Source organism: Rhizobium sp. SSA_523, from assembly GCF_030435705.1.
GTDB lineage: Bacteria > Pseudomonadota > Alphaproteobacteria > Rhizobiales > Rhizobiaceae > Neorhizobium.
Map to the genome: position 1 here is coordinate 2,137,052 of NZ_CP129382.1, position 16,930 is coordinate 2,153,981.

Genomic DNA, 16,930 nt, shown 5'->3' on the forward strand with positions numbered 1-16,930 from the left:
ATGGGAAAGGTGAAGCCGCAACCTCTGGGGCTTGATGTCGCGGATGTCACCGTCTCCTACCGCAATGGCCATACCGCGCTTCGCCATGCCAGCTTCCAGGTCCCCAAGGGCACGATTACCGGGCTGGTCGGTGTCAATGGTGCCGGAAAGTCGACCTTGTTCAAGGCCATCATGGGCTTTGTGCCTCTGTCCGGCGGTTCCGTTGAGATCCTCGGCATGCCGGCGCGTGAGGCGCTTCGCAAGAACCTTGTGGCCTATGTGCCGCAGGCGGAGGATGTCGACTGGAACTTCCCGGTTCTGGTCGAGGACGTGGTGATGATGGGCCGCTACGGTCACATGAACCTTTTGCGCATTCCCTCGCGCCGCGACCATGAGATGGTGACGCAGGCTCTGATGCGGGTGAATATGCAGGAGTTTCGCAAACGCCAGATCGGCGAATTGTCCGGCGGTCAGCGCAAACGCGTCTTTCTCGCCCGCGCATTGGCCCAGGAGGGCCAGGTTATCCTTCTCGACGAGCCCTTCACCGGTGTCGACGTGAAGACCGAGGAGCAGATCGTCGCGCTCTTGCGCTCGCTGCGCGACGAAGGCCGCGTCATGCTGGTCTCGACTCACAATCTCGGCAGTGTGCCGGAATTCTGCGATCGCACCGTCTTCGTCAAGGGCACGGTCATCGCCTATGGCCCGACGGAGGAGACATTTAACGAGGCCAATCTGGAAAAGGCGTTCGGCGGCGTGCTCCGCCATTTCATACTCGGCGGCACGGATCTGCATGACGACGAGGATGGACGCCATGTGCGCGTCATCACCGATGACGAGCGGCCCTATGTGACCTATGGCGCAGCCAGCAATCCGCCGCGGCCGGCTCCAGCGGAAAAAACCCATGCTCCAGACGCTTCTTGAACCCTTCACTTACGGCTACATGCTGAATGCCATCTGGGTGAGCAGCCTTGTCGGCTGTGTCTGCGGCTTTCTTTCGGCCTATCTGATGCTCAAGGGCTGGTCGCTGATCGGCGATGCCCTGTCCCATGCCATCGTGCCGGGCGTTGCCGGCGCCTATATGCTGGGCCTGCCCTTCGCGCTCGGCGCCTTCCTGTCCGGCGGATTGGCGGCGGCGGCCATGCTCTTCCTCAACCAGCGCACCCGCCTGCGGGAGGATGCGATCATAGGCCTGATCTTCACCTCCTTTTTCGGCCTTGGCCTGTTCATGGTCTCGCTTTCCCCGACATCGGTGAACATCCAGACGATCGTGCTCGGCAATATCCTTGCCATCACGCCGGAGGATACCTTGCAGCTCGTCCTCATCGGCGGCATCAGCCTGCTCGTGCTTGCCCTGAAATGGAAGGACCTGATGGTCACCTTCTTCGACGAGAGCCATGCCCGCACGATCGGCCTGCGGCCGGACCTTCTGAAACTCATCTTCTTCACGCTGCTGGCCGCCTCCACCGTGGCGGCCCTCCAGACGGTGGGCGCTTTCCTGGTGGTGGCCATGGTGGTGACGCCGGGCGCCACCGCCTATCTCCTGACCGACCGGTTCCAGCGCCTGATCCTGCTGGCTGCCGGCATCGGTGCCGCGACGAGCTTTTTCGGCGCCTATGCCAGCTATTTCCTCAATGGGGCCACCGGCGGCATCATCGTCGTGCTGCAGACGCTGATCTTCCTGATCGCCTTCATCTTTGCTCCGCGCCACGGGCTGCTCGCCTCCCGGCGGCGCCGGGCCAATGCGCTGGAGGAGCCGGCATGAGTATTTATGTCGAGCTTGCCCTGCTGCCCTTCCAGCTTCCCTTCATGCAATATGCCTTCCTGATCACCGCGATGATCGCCGTGCCAATGGCCATGCTGTCCTGCTTTCTCGTGCTGAAGGGCTGGTCGCTGATGGGCGATGCCGTTTCCCACGCGGTGCTTCCGGGCGTGGTGCTTGCCTATATGCTGTCGCTGCCGCTCGGGCTTGGCGCCTTCCTGGCCGGCCTGGTCTGTGCGCTGGCGACGGGCTATGTGAAGGAGAACAGCCGCATCAAGGAAGATACCGTGCTCGGCATCATCTTTTCCGGCATGTTCGGCCTCGGCCTGGTGATGTTCGTGGCCGTTAAGAGCGATGTGCATCTCGACCATATCCTGTTCGGTGACATGCTCGGCATCGCGCCCCGCGATCTCATCGAGACGGGCCTCATGGCGCTCGCCTGCGTGCTTTTTCTCGGCATCCTGCGCAAAGACCTGCTGCTGCACGCTTTCGACCCGCAGCACGCGCAGGCCATCGGCTTGGCGGTCAAGCTTTTGCATTATGGCCTGCTGACGGCACTTTCGCTCACCGTGGTGGCCGCCCTCACAGCCGTCGGCATCATCCTCTCGGTTGCTTTCCTGGTGGCGCCGGGCGCCATCGCCTTTCTGCTGACGCGGCAGTTTCATGCCATGATGCTCGTTGCCATCGGCGTCGCGCTCGGCTGCAGCCTCGTCGGGATCTGGCTCAGCTTCCTGATCGACAGCGCCCCCGCCCCCACCATCGTGCTCATGATGACGGCGGTGTTTGTCGTGGCCTTTGTTCGCGAAACATGGTTATCATCCAGAAGACGCGTGGCCGAAACACTGAGATGATGCGGGATGTGGCCCGAGCTTCCATTCGAATTCTTGATCGAGGGAACGGCTGTCAGTCAGCAGGGATCACCGCAGGCGAAAGAAAACTGGAAGGCAACGATCCGCAATGCAGCCAGACGCGCCCTGCCGGAAGGATCGTGGCTGATCACCGAAGCCGTTGCAGTTACAATCTTCCTGTTTCCTCGGGCTGAAATGCAAGGCGACATCGACAACCGGGTAAAGCCGATCCTGGACGCGATGATCGCCTGTGTTTACAGCGATGACGCTCTGGTTGAGCGCATCGTGGTGCAGAAGTTCGAACCTTAAAGACTCTTTGCGTTCCATAATCCCTCCGCGGTTTTGTCCACTGCATTGGACGGGCCCTTTCCGGTGGTCTATATTCGGATCACGGATAACCTGCACGAGGATCTGGCAACATGGGTAGTATAGCTTCCGCCGATACGGGCGCCCTATCCGCTATGTCGGGTCGATGGGAGAAGCTCGGTTATACGCTCATCATCGCGCCGGATCCGGACGAACTTCCAGACTTCCTGCGTCAACTAAAACCCCAGGCGATCGGGATCAATCGCGCACCGAAGCTGGCAATCTTCGTGGTGCGCGCGCAAAGTCGAACCAGCGAGGTCAGGCTCGCCCAGTTGCGGAGCGTCTTCGAAGCGCATCCCGATTGGACGCTGGAGGTTGTCTATGACACGCAGGAAACGATCGCACTCGAACGCGTGGCACAGGGCGAATTGCAGAGCGCAATCAGCAGCCTTGAAGGTCTTGCCCCCGTCGAACCGCGCGCAGCCGTCCTCCTGGGATGGAGTGTAATCGAAGCAGCAACCCGGCGGCTCGAACCCGAATTGGCTGATCGGAGTTTGACCCCCACCTCGCTGGTCGACCTGCTGATTTCCAGCGGCCACCTGGAGCAGCGGGACGGGGGGCCGATGCGGCGGCTTGCGCATTTGCGCAATGCGCTTGCGCATGGACAGATCGACACGATCCCGGCGGCTACCGACATTGATTATCTGGTCGCAACCGCAAAGCGACTGGCGGCATAAAAACGGCCCGCCTCCGGTCGGGAGGCGAGCCATCAAGAAGCGAGCCGCTATCGGCTGGATTTCAAGGAGCGGCGGCTCAGGCGGCGGCCAGTTCCTTCTTCACCATCTCGCGCAGGGCCACCAGATCCTTGGCGAAGGAGCGGATGCCTTCGGACAGCTTTTCCGTCGCCATGGCGTCTTCGTTGAGCATCCAGCGGAACGATTTCTCGTCAATGGGCTGGAAAGGATCTTCGGTGATGTTGTCCGGCGAGAGCTTGCGCTCCAGCGTGCCTTCGGCCTTGTCCAGCTCGTCGAGCAGCGCCGGGCTGATCGTCAGCCGATCGCAGCCCGCCAGCGCCTCGATTTCCCCGGCATTGCGGAAGGACGCGCCCATGACGATCGTTCCGATGCCGTTCGCCTTGTAGTAATTGTAGATCTGGCGGACGGAGATGACGCCCGGATCCGTCTCGGAGGTGTAATCCTCACCGGTCGACTTCTTGTACCAGTCGAGGATGCGCCCGACGAAGGGCGAGATGAGGAAGGCCTTGGCATCGGCGCAGGCAATGGCCTGGGCCTTGGAGAAGAGCAGCGTCAGGTTGCAGTCGATGCCTTCCGTCTGCAGCACTTCCGCCGCCTTGATCCCTTCCCAGGTCGAAGCGAGCTTGATCAGGATCCGGTCCCGTTCAATGCCGCGCTCTTTGTAGGCGGCGATGATGCCATGCGCCTTGGCGATCGAGGCTTGCGTATCGAAGGAGAGGTCCGCATCGACTTCCGTCGAGACGCGGCCGGGAACCAGTTCGGCGAGCGCCGCCCCTACCGAAATTGCCAGCCGGTCGGCCACGGCGGCCACCACGGCATCCGATGTGCCGGACTGGCTCTTGCCCCAGCTGATGGCTTCCTTGACGCGATCGGCAAAGACCGGCGTGCCGAGCGCCTTCAGAACGATTGTCGGATTGGTGGTGCAATCCACCGGCTTCAGCCGTGCCACGGCCTCGATATCGCCGGTATCGGCAACGACCGTGGTCATGGAACGCAATTGTTCAAGCTTGGAGGCCATCGAAATTCCTCAAGGGTTCGGGTCACGCGGGATCGACGAAATCTCATCCTCCCTTACCCACCATATCTGCGTGCCAGGCGGCGAATGTCAAGGACATTTGCTGATCACGTTTGACAATTGTTCCATCGCTGACGATAGTGGGGTGAATATATGGACTAACGAACCCGGACCCCGACCGCTTGGCGAAACTCAGACGCGACACCCATCTGGCCTATTCCGAAGCTGCTTCGCTGCGGCTTCGCGCTGCCTGGCTCTATTACAACCAGGGTCTGACACAGAAGGACGTGGCCGAGAAGCTCGGCGTCAGCCGTTCCACGGTCATCCGCATGCTGGACGAGGCCGTCAAGCGCGCCGAAGTACAGATCTGGATCAGCGAGGGGATCGAAGACTGTTTCGATCTGGCCATCCGGCTGGAAAGCACGTTCGGGCTGGACGAGGCCGTGGTCGTCCCCTCCCCGCCGGGTGGCGAAGCCGGCGCGATCGCCAAGGCCGTCGGCCTGGCGCTCGGTCAGTTCCTGAGCGAGGTGGTAACCAATGACATGACGATCGGGGTCGGCTGGGGCCGCACCATGACGGCCTCGCTTTCGGGATTTCGCCCGCCCCGCCGCGAAAACTGCAAGGTCGTCTCGCTCTTGGGCGGCATTGTCGCGGTGCATCAGACCAATCCCATCGATTATACCTGGCGCCTGGCCAGCCAGCTCGGGGCCGAATGCTACATGTTTCTGGCCCCGCTTCTGGTGGACTCGGTGCAGACCAAGCGGGCGCTGATCGAGGAATGCGGACTGAAGACGCTCTACGACCTTGCCGAAGATCTCGATCTCGCCATCGTCTCCTGCGGCGATATCGGCCCGCACTCTACCTCGCTGTCGGAAGGTTTCATCAGCCGTGAAACGCTGCGGGAGCTGGTGGATCAGGGCTGCGTCTGCGACACCATGTTCAACTTCCTCGACGCCAACGGCCATACGGTCGATCACCCGATCAACGAGCGGGTCATGTCGATCGATCTCGACACGCTGAAGAAGGCCCGGCACATCGTTCTGTCCTCCGGTGGGGCGCATCGCGCACAGGCCATTCGTGCCACGATCCGGCGCATCGGCTGCAACACGCTGATCACGGATGAGGCGGCGGCACGGGAGTTGTTGCGGATGTGACAGACGGCGGTCAGTCGGGCAAATCATCGCCGAAATCCGACGGAAGATGCCGGCTTGGCTCCATCGCGTCATGGAGAAACCGACCTATCCCAACAAGATCCGCCCGGATTGGCCGGAACAGGATCAGGTGGCGCGGCCTGCGTACCAATCCGCTATCGGAGCGAGCCCGTTCGCGGCTATGGCGCAGATGATAGCTCCAAATATCCGGTCCTATCTCCGGACGGGGTACAGCGCCTATCCGCCGGCAGTCAGATCCGAGGTCCCGAAGAGCCGTGACAATAAGCCGCTCATAGCGCAGGGAGGCATCTTGCCCAAACATCTCGCGCGTTGTCGCCAATATTTCGCTGATGTCATTGGCAGCTGCAAAGGAAAGCCGGATCTCGGCCATTTGCTTTAGCCGCTCGAGCGCTTCATCCGCTCTTGAGGCGATAGGCCGAGACGAGCCACATAGGTGCCAAGCTCTTCTGAAGGAATGTCAACGAACCGACCCTCGTCAAGGTCATCGAAACCATGCTGGGCGGCCTTTTGCAGCGCGCCGAGCTTCGCGGCATCATGCTCTTCCTGACGCTCGATCAGCCGCAAGCCCTCACCCAGAACTTCACTGGCGTTCTGAAAGCGTCCGGACTGCACCAGTCTCTCGATCGTCTCTTGCTGGTGATCGGTCAGTACGACACGTCGCGTCGGCATGGCGGCATCTCCAAAGGTGTTAATACGATGTCGATCAATCCGTGAGGTCAAGGCAGGTGGAAAGCAGATGTGATAATCACTGCACCTCTGCATCATACAGCCGGATCATCGAGCCTGCCAAGGGCGGATAGCCAATATGCCAGTTCACATCCGCCCGGCCTCCCAGCCCAGGATGGCGCGCTTGCGCGTCAGTCCCCAGTGATAGCCGGTGAGCGCGCCGCTCTTGCCGAGCGCCCTATGGCAGGGCACCACGAAGGAGATGGGATTGCGGCCGATCGCGGCACCCACCGCGCGGCTGGCTGTCGGCTGGCCGATGTCGCGCGCCACGTCGGAATAGGTCACGGCCCGGCCGAAGGGAATTTTCAGCAGGCTTTGCCAGACCCGCACCTGGAAGTCCGAACCGATCAGGACGACCCGCAAGGGTTCGCGGGACGACCAGCGGCCGGGATCGAAGACGCGCGCGATAAAGGGAGACGTTGCCGGCTGATCGGCCACATACTGCGCATTCGGCCAGCGTTTCGCCATGTCCTCGAAACAGGCCCCGCGACCGCCCTCGTCATCGGCGAAGGCCAGTCCCGCCAGGCCGCGATCGGTTGCCATGACCAAAGCCAGGCCGAAGGGAGAGGGATGGAAGCCGTAGCGGATGACAAGCCCGCCGCCCTTTGCCTTCCATTCGCCCGGGCTCATGGCCTCATGCGTGACGAACAGGTCATGCAGCCGTCCCGGTCCCGACAGGCCGAGTTCGAACGAGGTTTCCAGCAGCGGCAGCTGTTCCTCGCCCAGAAGGCGCTTGGCATGATCCAGCGTCACCGCCTGGAGAAAGGCCTTTGGCGACAAGCCGGCCCAGCGGGTGAAGACCTTCTGCAGCTGCGTGGGCGACCGGCCAAGTTCGGCGGCAATCCGCTCCAGCGAGGGCTGGTCGCGGTAATCGAGCGTGATGAGTTCGATCACCCGGCTGACGATGGCATAGTCCTCGCCGTCCGGCGTGATGTCGGTTGCACAATCGGGTGCGGGCGAAACGGCATTCATGGGCAGATCCTCTCAATGGCGAAAATCTCCCATGATGCGGGAAGAGATGCCACCCGATTCTTGCCCAGGAGCGACAAACTTGGCCCGCCTCAGATCCGCTGCTTCACCGTGGCCAGTGCTCCGCGAAAGGCCTTGGCAAAGCTTTCGCGATCGTCCGGATTGAGGAAGGAGCCGATATCGGTATGCCGCCCCTCCCCCGTCACCACCATTTTCGTGATGCCGAATTCCTCGTGACGGCGCACGCGAAAACGCGCCCAGAACGGATTGAAATGGTGCTCCACCACGCGGCCGGCGGGGGAATATTTGCGAATGGACACATCCGTGCGCGAGACGGTGACTTCTTCGCGCGCCCGTCCCGAGCGGTAGTTGAGCCAGAAGGCGCCCCAGAGAAGAAGAAAGTCCAGGCCGAAGAACAGGCCGATCGGCCAGGCGCCGGTGGCCAGGAAGAAACCCGCGTGAAGCAGGCAGACGAGCCCCGTCAGGGCGAGCAGGATCCGGTAGCCCTGTCGGCCAAGCGACCGGTAGGGTGTCAGTTCGGCCGAGAAAACCGGCAGTTCATCGTCGCGGTGCACGTTGCCTTCCATCCTGTGCCTTGTCATAGAGGTGCATATGGCAACTGATAAACCGCAATCCCACATGGAAACCTCACAAAAGTCAAATGGCGCGGCGAGAGGCCGCAGGCATGCCCGCAGCGCCTACAGCAAGGCGGAGATCCGGGAGATTTTTCGCCGCTTCTCCGTTCAGCGGCCTGAGCCGAAGGGCGAGTTGGAGCATGTGAACCCGTTCACCCTGGTCGTGGCGGTTGCGCTGTCGGCCCAGGCGACCGATATCGGCGTCAACCGGGCGACGCGGGCGCTTTTCCGGATCGCCGACACGCCGGCAAAGATGCTGGCGCTCGGCGAAGAGGGTGTGATTGCCCATATCAGGACGATCGGCCTTTACCGCAACAAGGCCAAGAACGTCATCGCCCTGTCGAAAATGCTGATCGAGGAATTCGGCGGCGAGGTTCCGAAGACGCGCGAGGCTTTGATGCGGCTGCCGGGCGTCGGGCGCAAGACCGCCAATGTTGTGATGTCCATGGCCTTTGGCATTCCGACACTGGCGGTCGATACGCATGTCTTCCGGCTGGCCAACCGGTTGAAACTGGCGCCGGGCGCAACGCCGGACGCGGTGGAGGAGAACCTGCTGCGCGTCATCCCGAAGGACTACCTCTTCCATGCGCATCACTGGCTGATCCTGCACGGTCGTTACACCTGCAAGGCGCGCAAGCCCGAATGCGAGCATTGCATCATCGCCGACCTCTGTCGCTACCCGGCAAAGACCAGCGACGTGCCGGCGCCTCTCCAGCAATTACCGGCCCAGATGTTTGGGGCCGACAGCCTGCCCGAGCGTGAATGACGGATCACGCCGGCTGATGCCCTTGTGCAGATGTACCATCAGCCCTGCGGCAAACAGCGGCGTCAGAAGATTGACGAAGGGAATGGCGAGGAAGGCGGCAATCAGCAGGCCCGCCAGGAAGACCGTTCCGCGATGCTTCTGCCGGAAAGCCTTCGCTTCATGCGGCGGGCGAAACCGCATGGCGGCGAATTCGAAGAATTCCCGTCCCAGAAGATAGCCGTTCACCAGAAAGAAGGCGATCAGATTGACGCCGGGCACCAGAAGCAGCAGCAGGGCGATCACGTTGCCGATCAGCACCACGCCAAGGAACTGCGCCGATTCCAGGATGGCACGCCCCATCGGCATGGCATGGCCGGGCGGATCGGTGGCATAATCGCGCTTTTCCACCACCTCGGCCACGTCATCGAGAAAGAGGCCGGCGATCAGGGCGGTCACCGGCGCGATCAGCAGCGCCAGCCCCAGCGCCAGGCCTATTCCGGCAAGGATGGCGAAGACGAAACCTAGCCAGCCGGCCCAGTCCGGAACACTTGGCAGAAGATCCGCGGCATAGGGCCAGACATAGCCGATGAAGACGCCGCGCAGGGCGAACCAGAGGCCGACAAGCACGAGAACGGTCAGGCCGAGCACCTTCCAGAACACGGACCGTGTCTCCGGCGCAAACAGGTTGACGAGCGATTGGCGGGCGGCATCAAGGATCATGAAAGGTCCGGGCTCCGTGAACGGTACGCAGCATGTAGGTCACGGCCGCGCCGCTCACAAGTGACCGGTGCCGCGCCCGCGGCCTCTCTATTCCGCCTGGACCAGATGGCCTGGCGAGACCTCGCGATATTGCCGCACCGGCGGCACATAGCCCTTCGGCCGCACCGGGCTCTTGATCTCGTCGACCGCGAGATTGCGCTTGATGCGGCGGCGCGACGGATCAGGGACGGGAACGGCCGCCATCAGCTTCTTCGTGTAGGAATGCTGGGGATTGTCGAACACGGCCGCACGCGGGCCGATCTCGACGATTTCGCCCAGATACATGACCGCCACGCGATGGCTCACCCGCTCCACCACCGCCATGTCATGGCTGATGAACAGATAAGCGAGGTTGAGGCTCTGCTGCAGGTCCAGCATCAGATTGCACACCTGCGCCTTGATCGATACGTCGAGTGCCGACACAGCCTCATCCGCCACGATCACCTTGGGATCCAGCATCAGCGACCGGGCAATGGCGATACGCTGGCGCTGGCCGCCGGAAAACTCGTGCGGATATCGCCGCATCATGTCGGGCGAAAGCCCGACCTTGGCCAGAAGATCGGCCGCCTTTTCCCGCGCCTGGGTTTTGCTGCCGAGTTGATGCTCGATATAGGGTTCCATGACCGCCGAGCCGATGCTCATGCGCGGGTTGAGGCTGGCAAACGGATCCTGGAAGACCATCTGGATGGAGCGGCGCATGGTTCTGAGCGTCGTCCGGTCGAGGCTCATGACATCATAGCCGTCCACCGTCACCTTGCCGCTGTCAGGTTCCACGAGCCGCGTCACCGAGCGGCCGGTGGTGGATTTGCCGCAGCCGGATTCCCCGACAAGCGAAAGCGTTTCGCCTTCGAAGAGCTGGAAAGACACGTTTTCCACGGCGTGAACCGCCCCCGTCTGGCGGCCGAATATGCCGCTGCGGATGGCAAAGCGCGTGGTCAGGTCCTTCACGTCGAGGATCGGCGTCTTGGTCTTGGCCACCGTATCGGTCACTTCGCCAAGCGGCTGGGCTTCGCCGGATTGCACATCGATGATCGGGAACCGCATGGGCAGCGCGCGGTCCTGCATCGACCCGAGGCGCGGTACGGCGGCGAGAAGGGCACGCGTATAGGGATGCGAGCCGCGATGGAAGATGTCGTCGGTCTCACCCGTCTCCACCTGCTCGCCGCGAAACATCACGATCGTCCGGTCGGCAATCTCCGCCACCACACCCATATCATGGGTGATGAACAGGACGGACATGCCCTCCTCTTCCTGCAGCTCCTTGATCAGGTCGAGGATCTGCCCCTGGATCGTCACGTCAAGCGCGGTTGTCGGTTCGTCGGCGATCAGCAGTTTCGGCCGCGAGGCCAGCGCCATGGCGATCATCACGCGCTGTCGCATGCCGCCGGAGAACTGGTGCGGATATTCGTCGAAACGGCTTGCCGCATTTGGAATGCGGACCTTGTCCAGCAGGCGCAGAACCTCGGCCCTGGCATCGGCAGCCGAAATGTTCTGGTGAACCGTCAGCGCCTCGGCGATCTGCTTGCCGATCGGAAAGATAGGGTTGAGGCTGGTCATCGGCTCCTGGAAGATCATCGAAATCTCGTTGCCGCGCACCTGGCGCATCTCATCTTCCGGCAAGGACAGCAGCTCACGCCCGTTGAGCCGGACCTTGCCTTCGATGCGGCTGCTATTGTGCGGCAAAAGCCGCATGATGGACAGCGAGGTGACGCTCTTGCCGGAGCCTGATTCGCCGACGATCGCCACGGTTTCCCGCGGCGCGACGGAGAAGTTCATGGTGCGGACGACCGATCTCCATTCGTCGTTGACGCGGAAGGAGGTCGTCAGATTTTCCACCGACAGGACCGGGCTAACCGATCCGCCGGTCTGTTCGGAGAGCGTGGCAGAAAGAAGCATTCCATTCTCCTTCGTCTGTCGCTGCCCGATCAGGCCGCCAGTGCGGTTTCGGCAAGGCTCACCCAGTAGCTGATGCCATAGGGAATGGCCTCATCATTGAAGTCATAGGCCGGGTGATGAAGATTGGCCGTGGCACCGACGCCGAGGAAGATAAAGGCTCCCGGCCGCGCTTCCAGCATATAGGAGAAGTCTTCGGCGCCCATCTTGGGCGGCGCATTGGTTTCTACCCGCGGTTCGCCCACCACTTTGGCAGCGATCGAGGCTGCGAAATCGGTCTGATGCGGATGGTTGACCGTCACCGGATAGCCGCGGTGATAATGAACCTCCGCCACCGCCCCATGCGCCAGCGCCGTGCCTTGCGCCACTTCCACCAGCCGCTTGGCGGCCAGTTCGCGGATTTCCGGATCAAGCGTGCGCACCGTGCCGGTCAGCTTCACCTCCATGGGGATCACATTATAGGCGTCGCCGCCATGGGTGGTGGTGACCGACACGACGACGGATTTCAGCGGATCGGTCTCGCGCGATGCAATGGACTGCAGCGCGATGATGACATGGGCGGAGGTCAGAACCGGATCGACCGACAGATGCGGCTGGGCCGCATGGCTGCCCTTGCCCTTGATGACGATGTCGAAACTATCGGCGGCGGCCATCAAACCGCCCTTGCGCAGCGAAAAATCCCCAAGCGGCAGGCCTGGCGCATTGTGCATGCCATAGACCTCCTTGATGTTGAATTTCTCCATCATGCCGTCCTGCACCATGGCAAGGCCACCGGCGCCTCCTTCCTCGGCAGGCTGGAAGATGACGGCGACCGACCCGGCGAAGCGGCGCGTTTCGCACAAATATTGCGCGGCGCCGAGCAGCATGGCGGTGTGGCCGTCATGACCGCAGGAATGGGCCTTGCCGGGGGTCTTCGACGACCAGGGCTTGCCGGTATCTTCCAGGATGGGCAGCGCATCCATATCGGCGCGCATGCCGATGACGGGACCCTCGCCCAGGCTGCCCTTGATGATGCCGACGACGCCCGTCTTGCCGATGCCGGTTTCCACCAGATCGCAGCCGAAGGCCTTCAGCTTTTCGGCAACGAAGGCCGAGGTTTTATGAACATCATAGAGAAGCTCCGGATTTTCATGCAGATAGCGTCTCCAGGCAGCAACCTCTTCCTGCATTTCCGCGGCGCGATTGAGAACTGGCATTGATGCAACCTCGTCTGTAAGTCAGCTGTTTCCCTTGTCATTGCCAGGGATATTGCGCTGCGCTTCCGCGTTTTTGCAAGCTTCAATTTTCGATCTTGAACGCAAAATAGGCCTGTGTTTAGATGGCCTAAAATTTGTTCATACACCCATCGTTGTACCGTCAAATGCTTGGTTCCGTCAGCCTGTGGAGACCTTCCACCGGGCCTGCGGGAGCTTACGAACCTATTGTCGGAGAAGATGTTAATGAAGAAATATTTGCCGCGCCGGTGGCTCCAGTCAAAGCCTCGGGCCCCCGCACTTTCCGCCGCCCTTTCTCCTGTTGCCATTCCTCCCGTCGCGCTTTTTCCCGTTACGCTTTCCCCCGCTTCGCCAGCGCCTGACGCATTATCTCCTGCCGCGTCATCCCGTGGTTCGGTCCCCTTTGCCGCCCCCACCTTCCTCTTGAGCCTGGCAGGCGCCGCCATGGCCGCCATTCTCTTCGCAGCCCCGGCGCATGCCGGACGCGGCAGCGATGGCGAGGTGAGGATCCTGTTCTGGCAGGCGGTCTCCAGCATGAACCCCTATCTGTCGGGCGGCAGCAAGGAGGTCTATGCGGCCTCCATCGTGATCGAACCGCTGGCGGGCTTCGACGAAAACGGCAAGATGGTGCCGCGCATCGCCGCCGATATTCCGACCCGGGAGAATGGCGGAGTCTCCGCCGATGGCACATCCATCACCTGGACCATCCGTGACGGCCTGCAATGGTCCGACGGCACGACCGTATCGGCAGAGGATGTCGTCTTCACCTGGCGCTACTGCACGGCACCCGGCGGCGGCTGCGCCCAGAAGGCCAAATTCGATGGCGTACGCGCAGTGGAGGCCGTTGATCGCCGGACAGTGAAAATCACCTTTGGCGAGCCGGTCTCCTACCCTTATGCGCCCTTTGTCGGCGCCTTGTCGCCGGTCATCCAGCAGGCACAGTTCAAGGACTGCCTGGGCGAGCGGGCGCCGAGCTGCACCCAGGCAAATTTCGGCCCCATCGGCACCGGCCCTTTCCTGGTCAAGGATTTCAAGGCCAATGATGTCGTCACTTTCACGGCCAACCCGCATTATCGCGATCCGGCCAAGCCGGCCTTTGCGAGCGTCGTCCTGAAAGGCGGCGGCGATGCCGCCGCGGCGGCACGCGCGGTGCTGGAAACCGGCGAATATGATTTCGCCTGGAATACGATCGTCGAGCCGGAAGTGCTGGAGGTCATGCTGAAGGCGGGCAAGGGCACGATCGCCGGCGCCTTCGGCACGACGGTTGAACGCATCCATCTCAATCCCTTCGCGGTCGATCCGGCACTGGGCGACAAGCGGTCGACCCAGGCGGCCGGCCCGCATCCGGCGCTTTCCGATCCAAAGGTCCGCCGCGCGCTGTCGATTGCGATCGACCGGGACATTCTCGTTGAAGCCGGCTATGGCGCTGGCGGGCGGGCAACCTGCAATCTGGTTCCGGCGCCGCCGGCCTTTGCCTCCAGCGCGGTCGACTGGTGCCTGAAACAGGATATCGAAGGTGCCAAGAGGTTGCTGGACGAGGCTGGCTGGGTGCCTGGACCGGATGGTATCCGCGCCAAGGACGGCGTGAAGCTCTCCTTCCTCTACCAGACCTCCACCAATTCGGTGCGCCAGGGCACGCAGGCCCTCGTGAAGGAATGGTGGCATCAGATCGGCGTCGAAACCGAATTGCGCAACATTCCGGCCTCCGTCTACTTCGGCAGCGATCCGGCGAGCCCGGATACGTTCAAAAAATTCTATGCGGATATCGAGATGTATGCGTCCGGCTTCGAAACGACCGATCCGGCAAAGTTTCTGGCCGATTTCCGCTGCGACAAGATCCCCTCGCCCGCGGATGGCTGGCAGGGCGGCAATATCGCGCGTGTCTGCGACCCCTCCTATGACAAGCTGACGCAGACGCTGAACACGGCAAAGGGGGATGAACGCGCCGCAATCATCAGGCAGCTCAACGACAGCCTGGTGAATGGCGGGTACATCATTCCGATCATCAATCGGGGCGAGCCGTCAGCCATTGCGAACGCCCTCATCGACGCGAAAATCAACCCCTGGGACTCGCAGCTTTGGAACATAGAAGAGTGGAAGCGACGCCGCTGAATGCCGAAGCAGCACCTGTGCCGCTTTTTGAGCACAGCCAGTCATAGGCAAGAAGAGTGGAACAAAATCAATGAGAAAAACGGTTTTCCACGGCGCTTTCACTGTCGCAAGTTCTGCCTTGAACACAAAATAGGCCTGTGCTTAGATGGCCTGAAATTTGATCACCTCCTGCACTGGCAAAGCCAAGAAGAGCGACCGGCGCAGGACGCAAAGACTGGAGAAGATATAAAGAATTCACCACCCCGTTGGGAGGAAACAGCGCGGGTGGCGATGTGGTCAGGCGACCATGGCCGTGGCGGCCGAAACGCAAATAACAGATCTCTTAAGGGGAACAGAATGAAGAGATTTAAAATCCTGCTGGCCGGAACGGTTGCCGCAATGGCGATGGTCACGGCCGCACACGCCGAACGTGGCAAAGACGGCGATGTCAAGATCCTGTTCTGGCAGGCAGTTTCGACCCTCAACCCATATCTTTCCGCCGGCACCAAGGAGGTCTATGCCTCCTCCATGATCATCGAGCCTTTGGCGCGCTACGATGAAACCGGCACGCTGGCGCCCTTCCTGGTGACCGAGATCCCGACCGTGGACAATGGCGGCGTTTCGCCGGACATGAAGAGCATCACCTGGAAGCTGAAGCCGGGCGTCAAATGGTCCGACGGCAGCGATTTCACCGCAGAGGATGTGGTCTTCACCTGGCAATATTGCACGGCGCCCGATGGCGGTTGCGCCCAGAAGGCGCAGTTCGAAGGCATCACCACGGTCGAGGCCGTCGATCCGCAGACCGTGAAGGTCACCTTCGCCGAACCCAAATACTACCCTTACGGCGCCTTTGTCGGCGCCCAGCAGCCGATCATCCAGAAAGCCCAGTTCAAGGATTGCGTCGGCGCCAAGGCTCCCGGCTGCACATCGGCCAATTTCGGCCCGATCGGCACCGGCCCCTTCGTCGTCAAGGAATTCAAGCCGAACGACGTCATCACCCTGACGGCCAATACCAATTTCCGTGATGCGGCCAAGCCGGCCTTCGCATCCGTCACGCTCAAGGGCGGCGGCGATGCGGCATCGGCCGCCCGCGCGGTTCTGGAAACCGGCGAATATGATTATGCCTGGAACATGCAGGTCGAGCCGGAAGTGCTGGACACGATGCTGCAGGCCGGCAAGGGCAAGCTGGCGACGGCCTTCGGAACGCAGGTCGAACGCATCAACATCAACTGGACCAATCCCGATCCGGCGCTCGGCGACAAGCGCTCGACCGTGGAAGGCGGCAAGCATCCCGCCCTGTCGGATCCGGCCGTGCGCAAGGCATTGTCGATGGCGATCGATCGCGACATCGTCAACGAGGCCGGCTACGGTGCCGCCGGCAAGCCGACCTGCAACATCGTTCCGGCCCCCGATGCCTATATCTCCACGGCCAATGACTGGTGCCTGAAGCAGGATCTCGACGGCGCCAACAAGCTGCTGGACGATGCCGGCTGGAAAATGGGCGGCGATGGCATCCGCGCCAAGGACGGCGTGAAACTCTCCTTCCTTTACCAGACCTCTACCAACTCGGTGCGCCAGGGCACGCAGGCGCTCGTCAAGGATTGGTGGAGCCAGATCGGCGTCGCATCGGAGCTGCGCAACGTTTCGGCCTCCGTCTTTTTCGGCGGCGACCCGGCAAGCCCGGACACGTTCCAGAAGTTCTATGCCGACCTGGAAATGTTCACGAACAATTTCGATGGCACCGATCCTGAGAAATATCTGGCCGAATGGCTCTGCGACAAGATCCCTTCGCCCGCCAATGGCTGGCAGGGGCAGAACATTCCGCGCTACTGCAGCCCGGAATTCGACAAGACCGTCGCGGAACTCTCCAAGACCGGCGATCTCGCCAAGCGTGCCGAACTGGCCAAGAAGGCCAACGACATGCTGACGGCGGATGGCGCCCATATCCCGCTCATTCATCGCGGCCAGATCTCCGCGATCTCCGCCACGCTTGAGGGCGTGCGGATGAATGCCTGGGACTCCGAGCTGTGGAACATCGCAGACTGGTCGCGCAAGAAGTAAGTC

17 protein-coding genes are annotated in these 16,930 nt (G+C 61.8%); 9 read left to right on the top strand and 8 right to left on the bottom strand.

The window, feature by feature from the left end:
* The 5 genes from QTJ18_RS18545 to QTJ18_RS18565 all read left to right on the top strand — a co-directional run bounded on the left by QTJ18_RS18545 (position 1) and on the right by QTJ18_RS18565 (position 3,629).
* Positions 1-900 (top strand): manganese/iron ABC transporter ATP-binding protein, encoded by a 900-nt coding sequence (locus QTJ18_RS18545; RefSeq protein ID WP_252752881.1) that lies wholly within the window; start codon positions 1-3, stop codon positions 898-900.
* The gene (locus QTJ18_RS18550; RefSeq protein WP_252752565.1) at positions 881-1,741 is read left to right on the top strand and encodes a metal ABC transporter permease; all 861 of its coding nucleotides are present in this window, start codon (positions 881-883) and stop codon (positions 1,739-1,741) included. Before QTJ18_RS18545 ends, QTJ18_RS18550 begins: the two co-directional genes overlap by 20 nt.
* Entirely contained in the window at positions 1,738-2,589 is an 852-nt protein-coding gene (locus QTJ18_RS18555) for a metal ABC transporter permease (RefSeq protein WP_252752564.1), read from the top strand. Before QTJ18_RS18550 ends, QTJ18_RS18555 begins: the two co-directional genes overlap by 4 nt.
* Positions 2,590-2,595: 6 nt before the next feature.
* Positions 2,596-2,895: a RusA family crossover junction endodeoxyribonuclease gene (locus QTJ18_RS18560; protein ID WP_252752563.1), complete on the top strand. Its 300-nt coding sequence runs from the start codon at positions 2,596-2,598 to the stop codon at positions 2,893-2,895.
* A 110-nt stretch (positions 2,896-3,005) separates the two neighbouring features.
* Positions 3,006-3,629: a hypothetical protein gene (locus QTJ18_RS18565; protein ID WP_252752562.1), complete on the top strand. Its 624-nt coding sequence runs from the start codon at positions 3,006-3,008 to the stop codon at positions 3,627-3,629.
* Positions 3,630-3,705: 76 nt separating this feature from the next.
* On the opposite strand, the gene tal is transcribed toward QTJ18_RS18565, so the two are convergent.
* Positions 3,706-4,665: a transaldolase gene (gene tal / locus QTJ18_RS18570; RefSeq protein ID WP_252752561.1), complete on the bottom strand. Its 960-nt coding sequence runs from the start codon at positions 4,663-4,665 to the stop codon at positions 3,706-3,708.
* 179 nt (positions 4,666-4,844) lie between these two features.
* On the opposite strand from tal, the gene QTJ18_RS18575 reads away from it, so the two are divergent.
* Positions 4,845-5,816, top strand: a complete 972-nt coding sequence (locus QTJ18_RS18575) for a sugar-binding transcriptional regulator (RefSeq protein WP_252752560.1) — start codon at positions 4,845-4,847, stop codon at positions 5,814-5,816.
* 10 nt (positions 5,817-5,826) lie between these two features.
* On the opposite strand, the gene QTJ18_RS18580 is transcribed toward QTJ18_RS18575, so the two are convergent.
* From QTJ18_RS18580 to QTJ18_RS18595, 4 genes are all read right to left on the bottom strand, one after another.
* Complete coding sequence (locus QTJ18_RS18580) at positions 5,827-6,204, bottom strand: type II toxin-antitoxin system RelE/ParE family toxin (protein ID WP_301557786.1); 378 nt, start codon at positions 6,202-6,204, stop codon at positions 5,827-5,829.
* A gap of 5 nt (positions 6,205-6,209) precedes the next feature.
* Positions 6,210-6,503 carry a type II toxin-antitoxin system ParD family antitoxin gene (locus QTJ18_RS18585; protein WP_252752559.1) on the bottom strand — a complete coding sequence of 98 codons (294 nt, stop codon included), beginning with the start codon at positions 6,501-6,503 and terminating at the stop codon, positions 6,210-6,212.
* A 144-nt stretch (positions 6,504-6,647) separates the two neighbouring features.
* Entirely contained in the window at positions 6,648-7,532 is an 885-nt protein-coding gene (locus QTJ18_RS18590; protein WP_252752558.1) for a methylated-DNA--[protein]-cysteine S-methyltransferase, read from the bottom strand.
* A gap of 89 nt (positions 7,533-7,621) precedes the next feature.
* Entirely contained in the window at positions 7,622-8,116 is a 495-nt protein-coding gene (locus tag QTJ18_RS18595; RefSeq protein ID WP_252752557.1) for a DUF2244 domain-containing protein, read from the bottom strand.
* 25 nt (positions 8,117-8,141) lie between these two features.
* Here QTJ18_RS18595 and nth point away from each other — a divergent pair, with 25 nt between their 5' ends.
* Positions 8,142-8,930: an endonuclease III gene (gene nth, locus QTJ18_RS18600; protein ID WP_252752556.1), complete on the top strand. Its 789-nt coding sequence runs from the start codon at positions 8,142-8,144 to the stop codon at positions 8,928-8,930.
* Here nth and QTJ18_RS18605 read toward each other — a convergent pair.
* The 3 genes from QTJ18_RS18605 to QTJ18_RS18615 form a co-directional block, all read right to left on the bottom strand.
* A complete protein-coding gene (locus QTJ18_RS18605) occupies positions 8,883-9,629 on the bottom strand; it encodes a sulfate transporter family protein (protein WP_252752555.1) in 747 nt (248 codons plus the stop codon). The two genes, nth and QTJ18_RS18605, sit on opposite strands and share 48 nt — an antisense overlap.
* A gap of 87 nt (positions 9,630-9,716) precedes the next feature.
* The gene (locus QTJ18_RS18610) at positions 9,717-11,564 is read right to left on the bottom strand and encodes an ABC transporter ATP-binding protein (RefSeq protein ID WP_252752554.1); all 1,848 of its coding nucleotides are present in this window, start codon (positions 11,562-11,564) and stop codon (positions 9,717-9,719) included.
* 29 nt (positions 11,565-11,593) lie between these two features.
* Positions 11,594-12,757: a M20 aminoacylase family protein gene (locus QTJ18_RS18615; RefSeq protein ID WP_252752553.1), complete on the bottom strand. Its 1,164-nt coding sequence runs from the start codon at positions 12,755-12,757 to the stop codon at positions 11,594-11,596.
* A 462-nt stretch (positions 12,758-13,219) separates the two neighbouring features.
* On the opposite strand from QTJ18_RS18615, the gene QTJ18_RS18620 reads away from it, so the two are divergent.
* Positions 13,220-14,887, top strand: coding sequence for a peptide ABC transporter substrate-binding protein (locus QTJ18_RS18620; RefSeq protein ID WP_252752552.1), 1,668 nt, complete (start codon positions 13,220-13,222; stop codon positions 14,885-14,887).
* Between the two features lie 336 nt (positions 14,888-15,223).
* Entirely contained in the window at positions 15,224-16,927 is a 1,704-nt protein-coding gene (locus QTJ18_RS18625) for a peptide ABC transporter substrate-binding protein (protein WP_252752551.1), read from the top strand.
* Positions 16,928-16,930: the final 3 nt, after the last annotated feature.

Coding starts and splice junctions, on each gene's coding strand:
- QTJ18_RS18595 (WP_252752557.1), bottom strand. CDS start 8,116: ATGGAAGGCAACGTGCACCGCGACGATGAACTGCCGGTTTTCTCGGCC.
- QTJ18_RS18545 (WP_252752881.1), top strand. CDS start 1: ATGGGAAAGGTGAAGCCGCAACCTCTGGGGCTTGATGTCGCGGATGTC.
- QTJ18_RS18625 (WP_252752551.1), top strand. CDS start 15,224: ATGAAGAGATTTAAAATCCTGCTGGCCGGAACGGTTGCCGCAATGGCG.
- QTJ18_RS18580 (WP_301557786.1), bottom strand. CDS start 6,204: ATGGCCGAGATCCGGCTTTCCTTTGCAGCTGCCAATGACATCAGCGAA.
- QTJ18_RS18560 (WP_252752563.1), top strand. CDS start 2,596: ATGTGGCCCGAGCTTCCATTCGAATTCTTGATCGAGGGAACGGCTGTC.
- QTJ18_RS18565 (WP_252752562.1), top strand. CDS start 3,006: ATGGGTAGTATAGCTTCCGCCGATACGGGCGCCCTATCCGCTATGTCG.
- QTJ18_RS18590 (WP_252752558.1), bottom strand. CDS start 7,532: ATGAATGCCGTTTCGCCCGCACCCGATTGTGCAACCGACATCACGCCG.
- QTJ18_RS18550 (WP_252752565.1), top strand. CDS start 881: ATGCTCCAGACGCTTCTTGAACCCTTCACTTACGGCTACATGCTGAAT.
- QTJ18_RS18615 (WP_252752553.1), bottom strand. CDS start 12,757: ATGCCAGTTCTCAATCGCGCCGCGGAAATGCAGGAAGAGGTTGCTGCC.
- QTJ18_RS18555 (WP_252752564.1), top strand. CDS start 1,738: ATGAGTATTTATGTCGAGCTTGCCCTGCTGCCCTTCCAGCTTCCCTTC.
- nth (WP_252752556.1), top strand. CDS start 8,142: ATGGCAACTGATAAACCGCAATCCCACATGGAAACCTCACAAAAGTCA.
- QTJ18_RS18585 (WP_252752559.1), bottom strand. CDS start 6,503: ATGCCGACGCGACGTGTCGTACTGACCGATCACCAGCAAGAGACGATC.
- QTJ18_RS18620 (WP_252752552.1), top strand. CDS start 13,220: ATGGCCGCCATTCTCTTCGCAGCCCCGGCGCATGCCGGACGCGGCAGC.
- QTJ18_RS18610 (WP_252752554.1), bottom strand. CDS start 11,564: ATGCTTCTTTCTGCCACGCTCTCCGAACAGACCGGCGGATCGGTTAGC.
- tal (WP_252752561.1), bottom strand. CDS start 4,665: ATGGCCTCCAAGCTTGAACAATTGCGTTCCATGACCACGGTCGTTGCC.
- QTJ18_RS18605 (WP_252752555.1), bottom strand. CDS start 9,629: ATGATCCTTGATGCCGCCCGCCAATCGCTCGTCAACCTGTTTGCGCCG.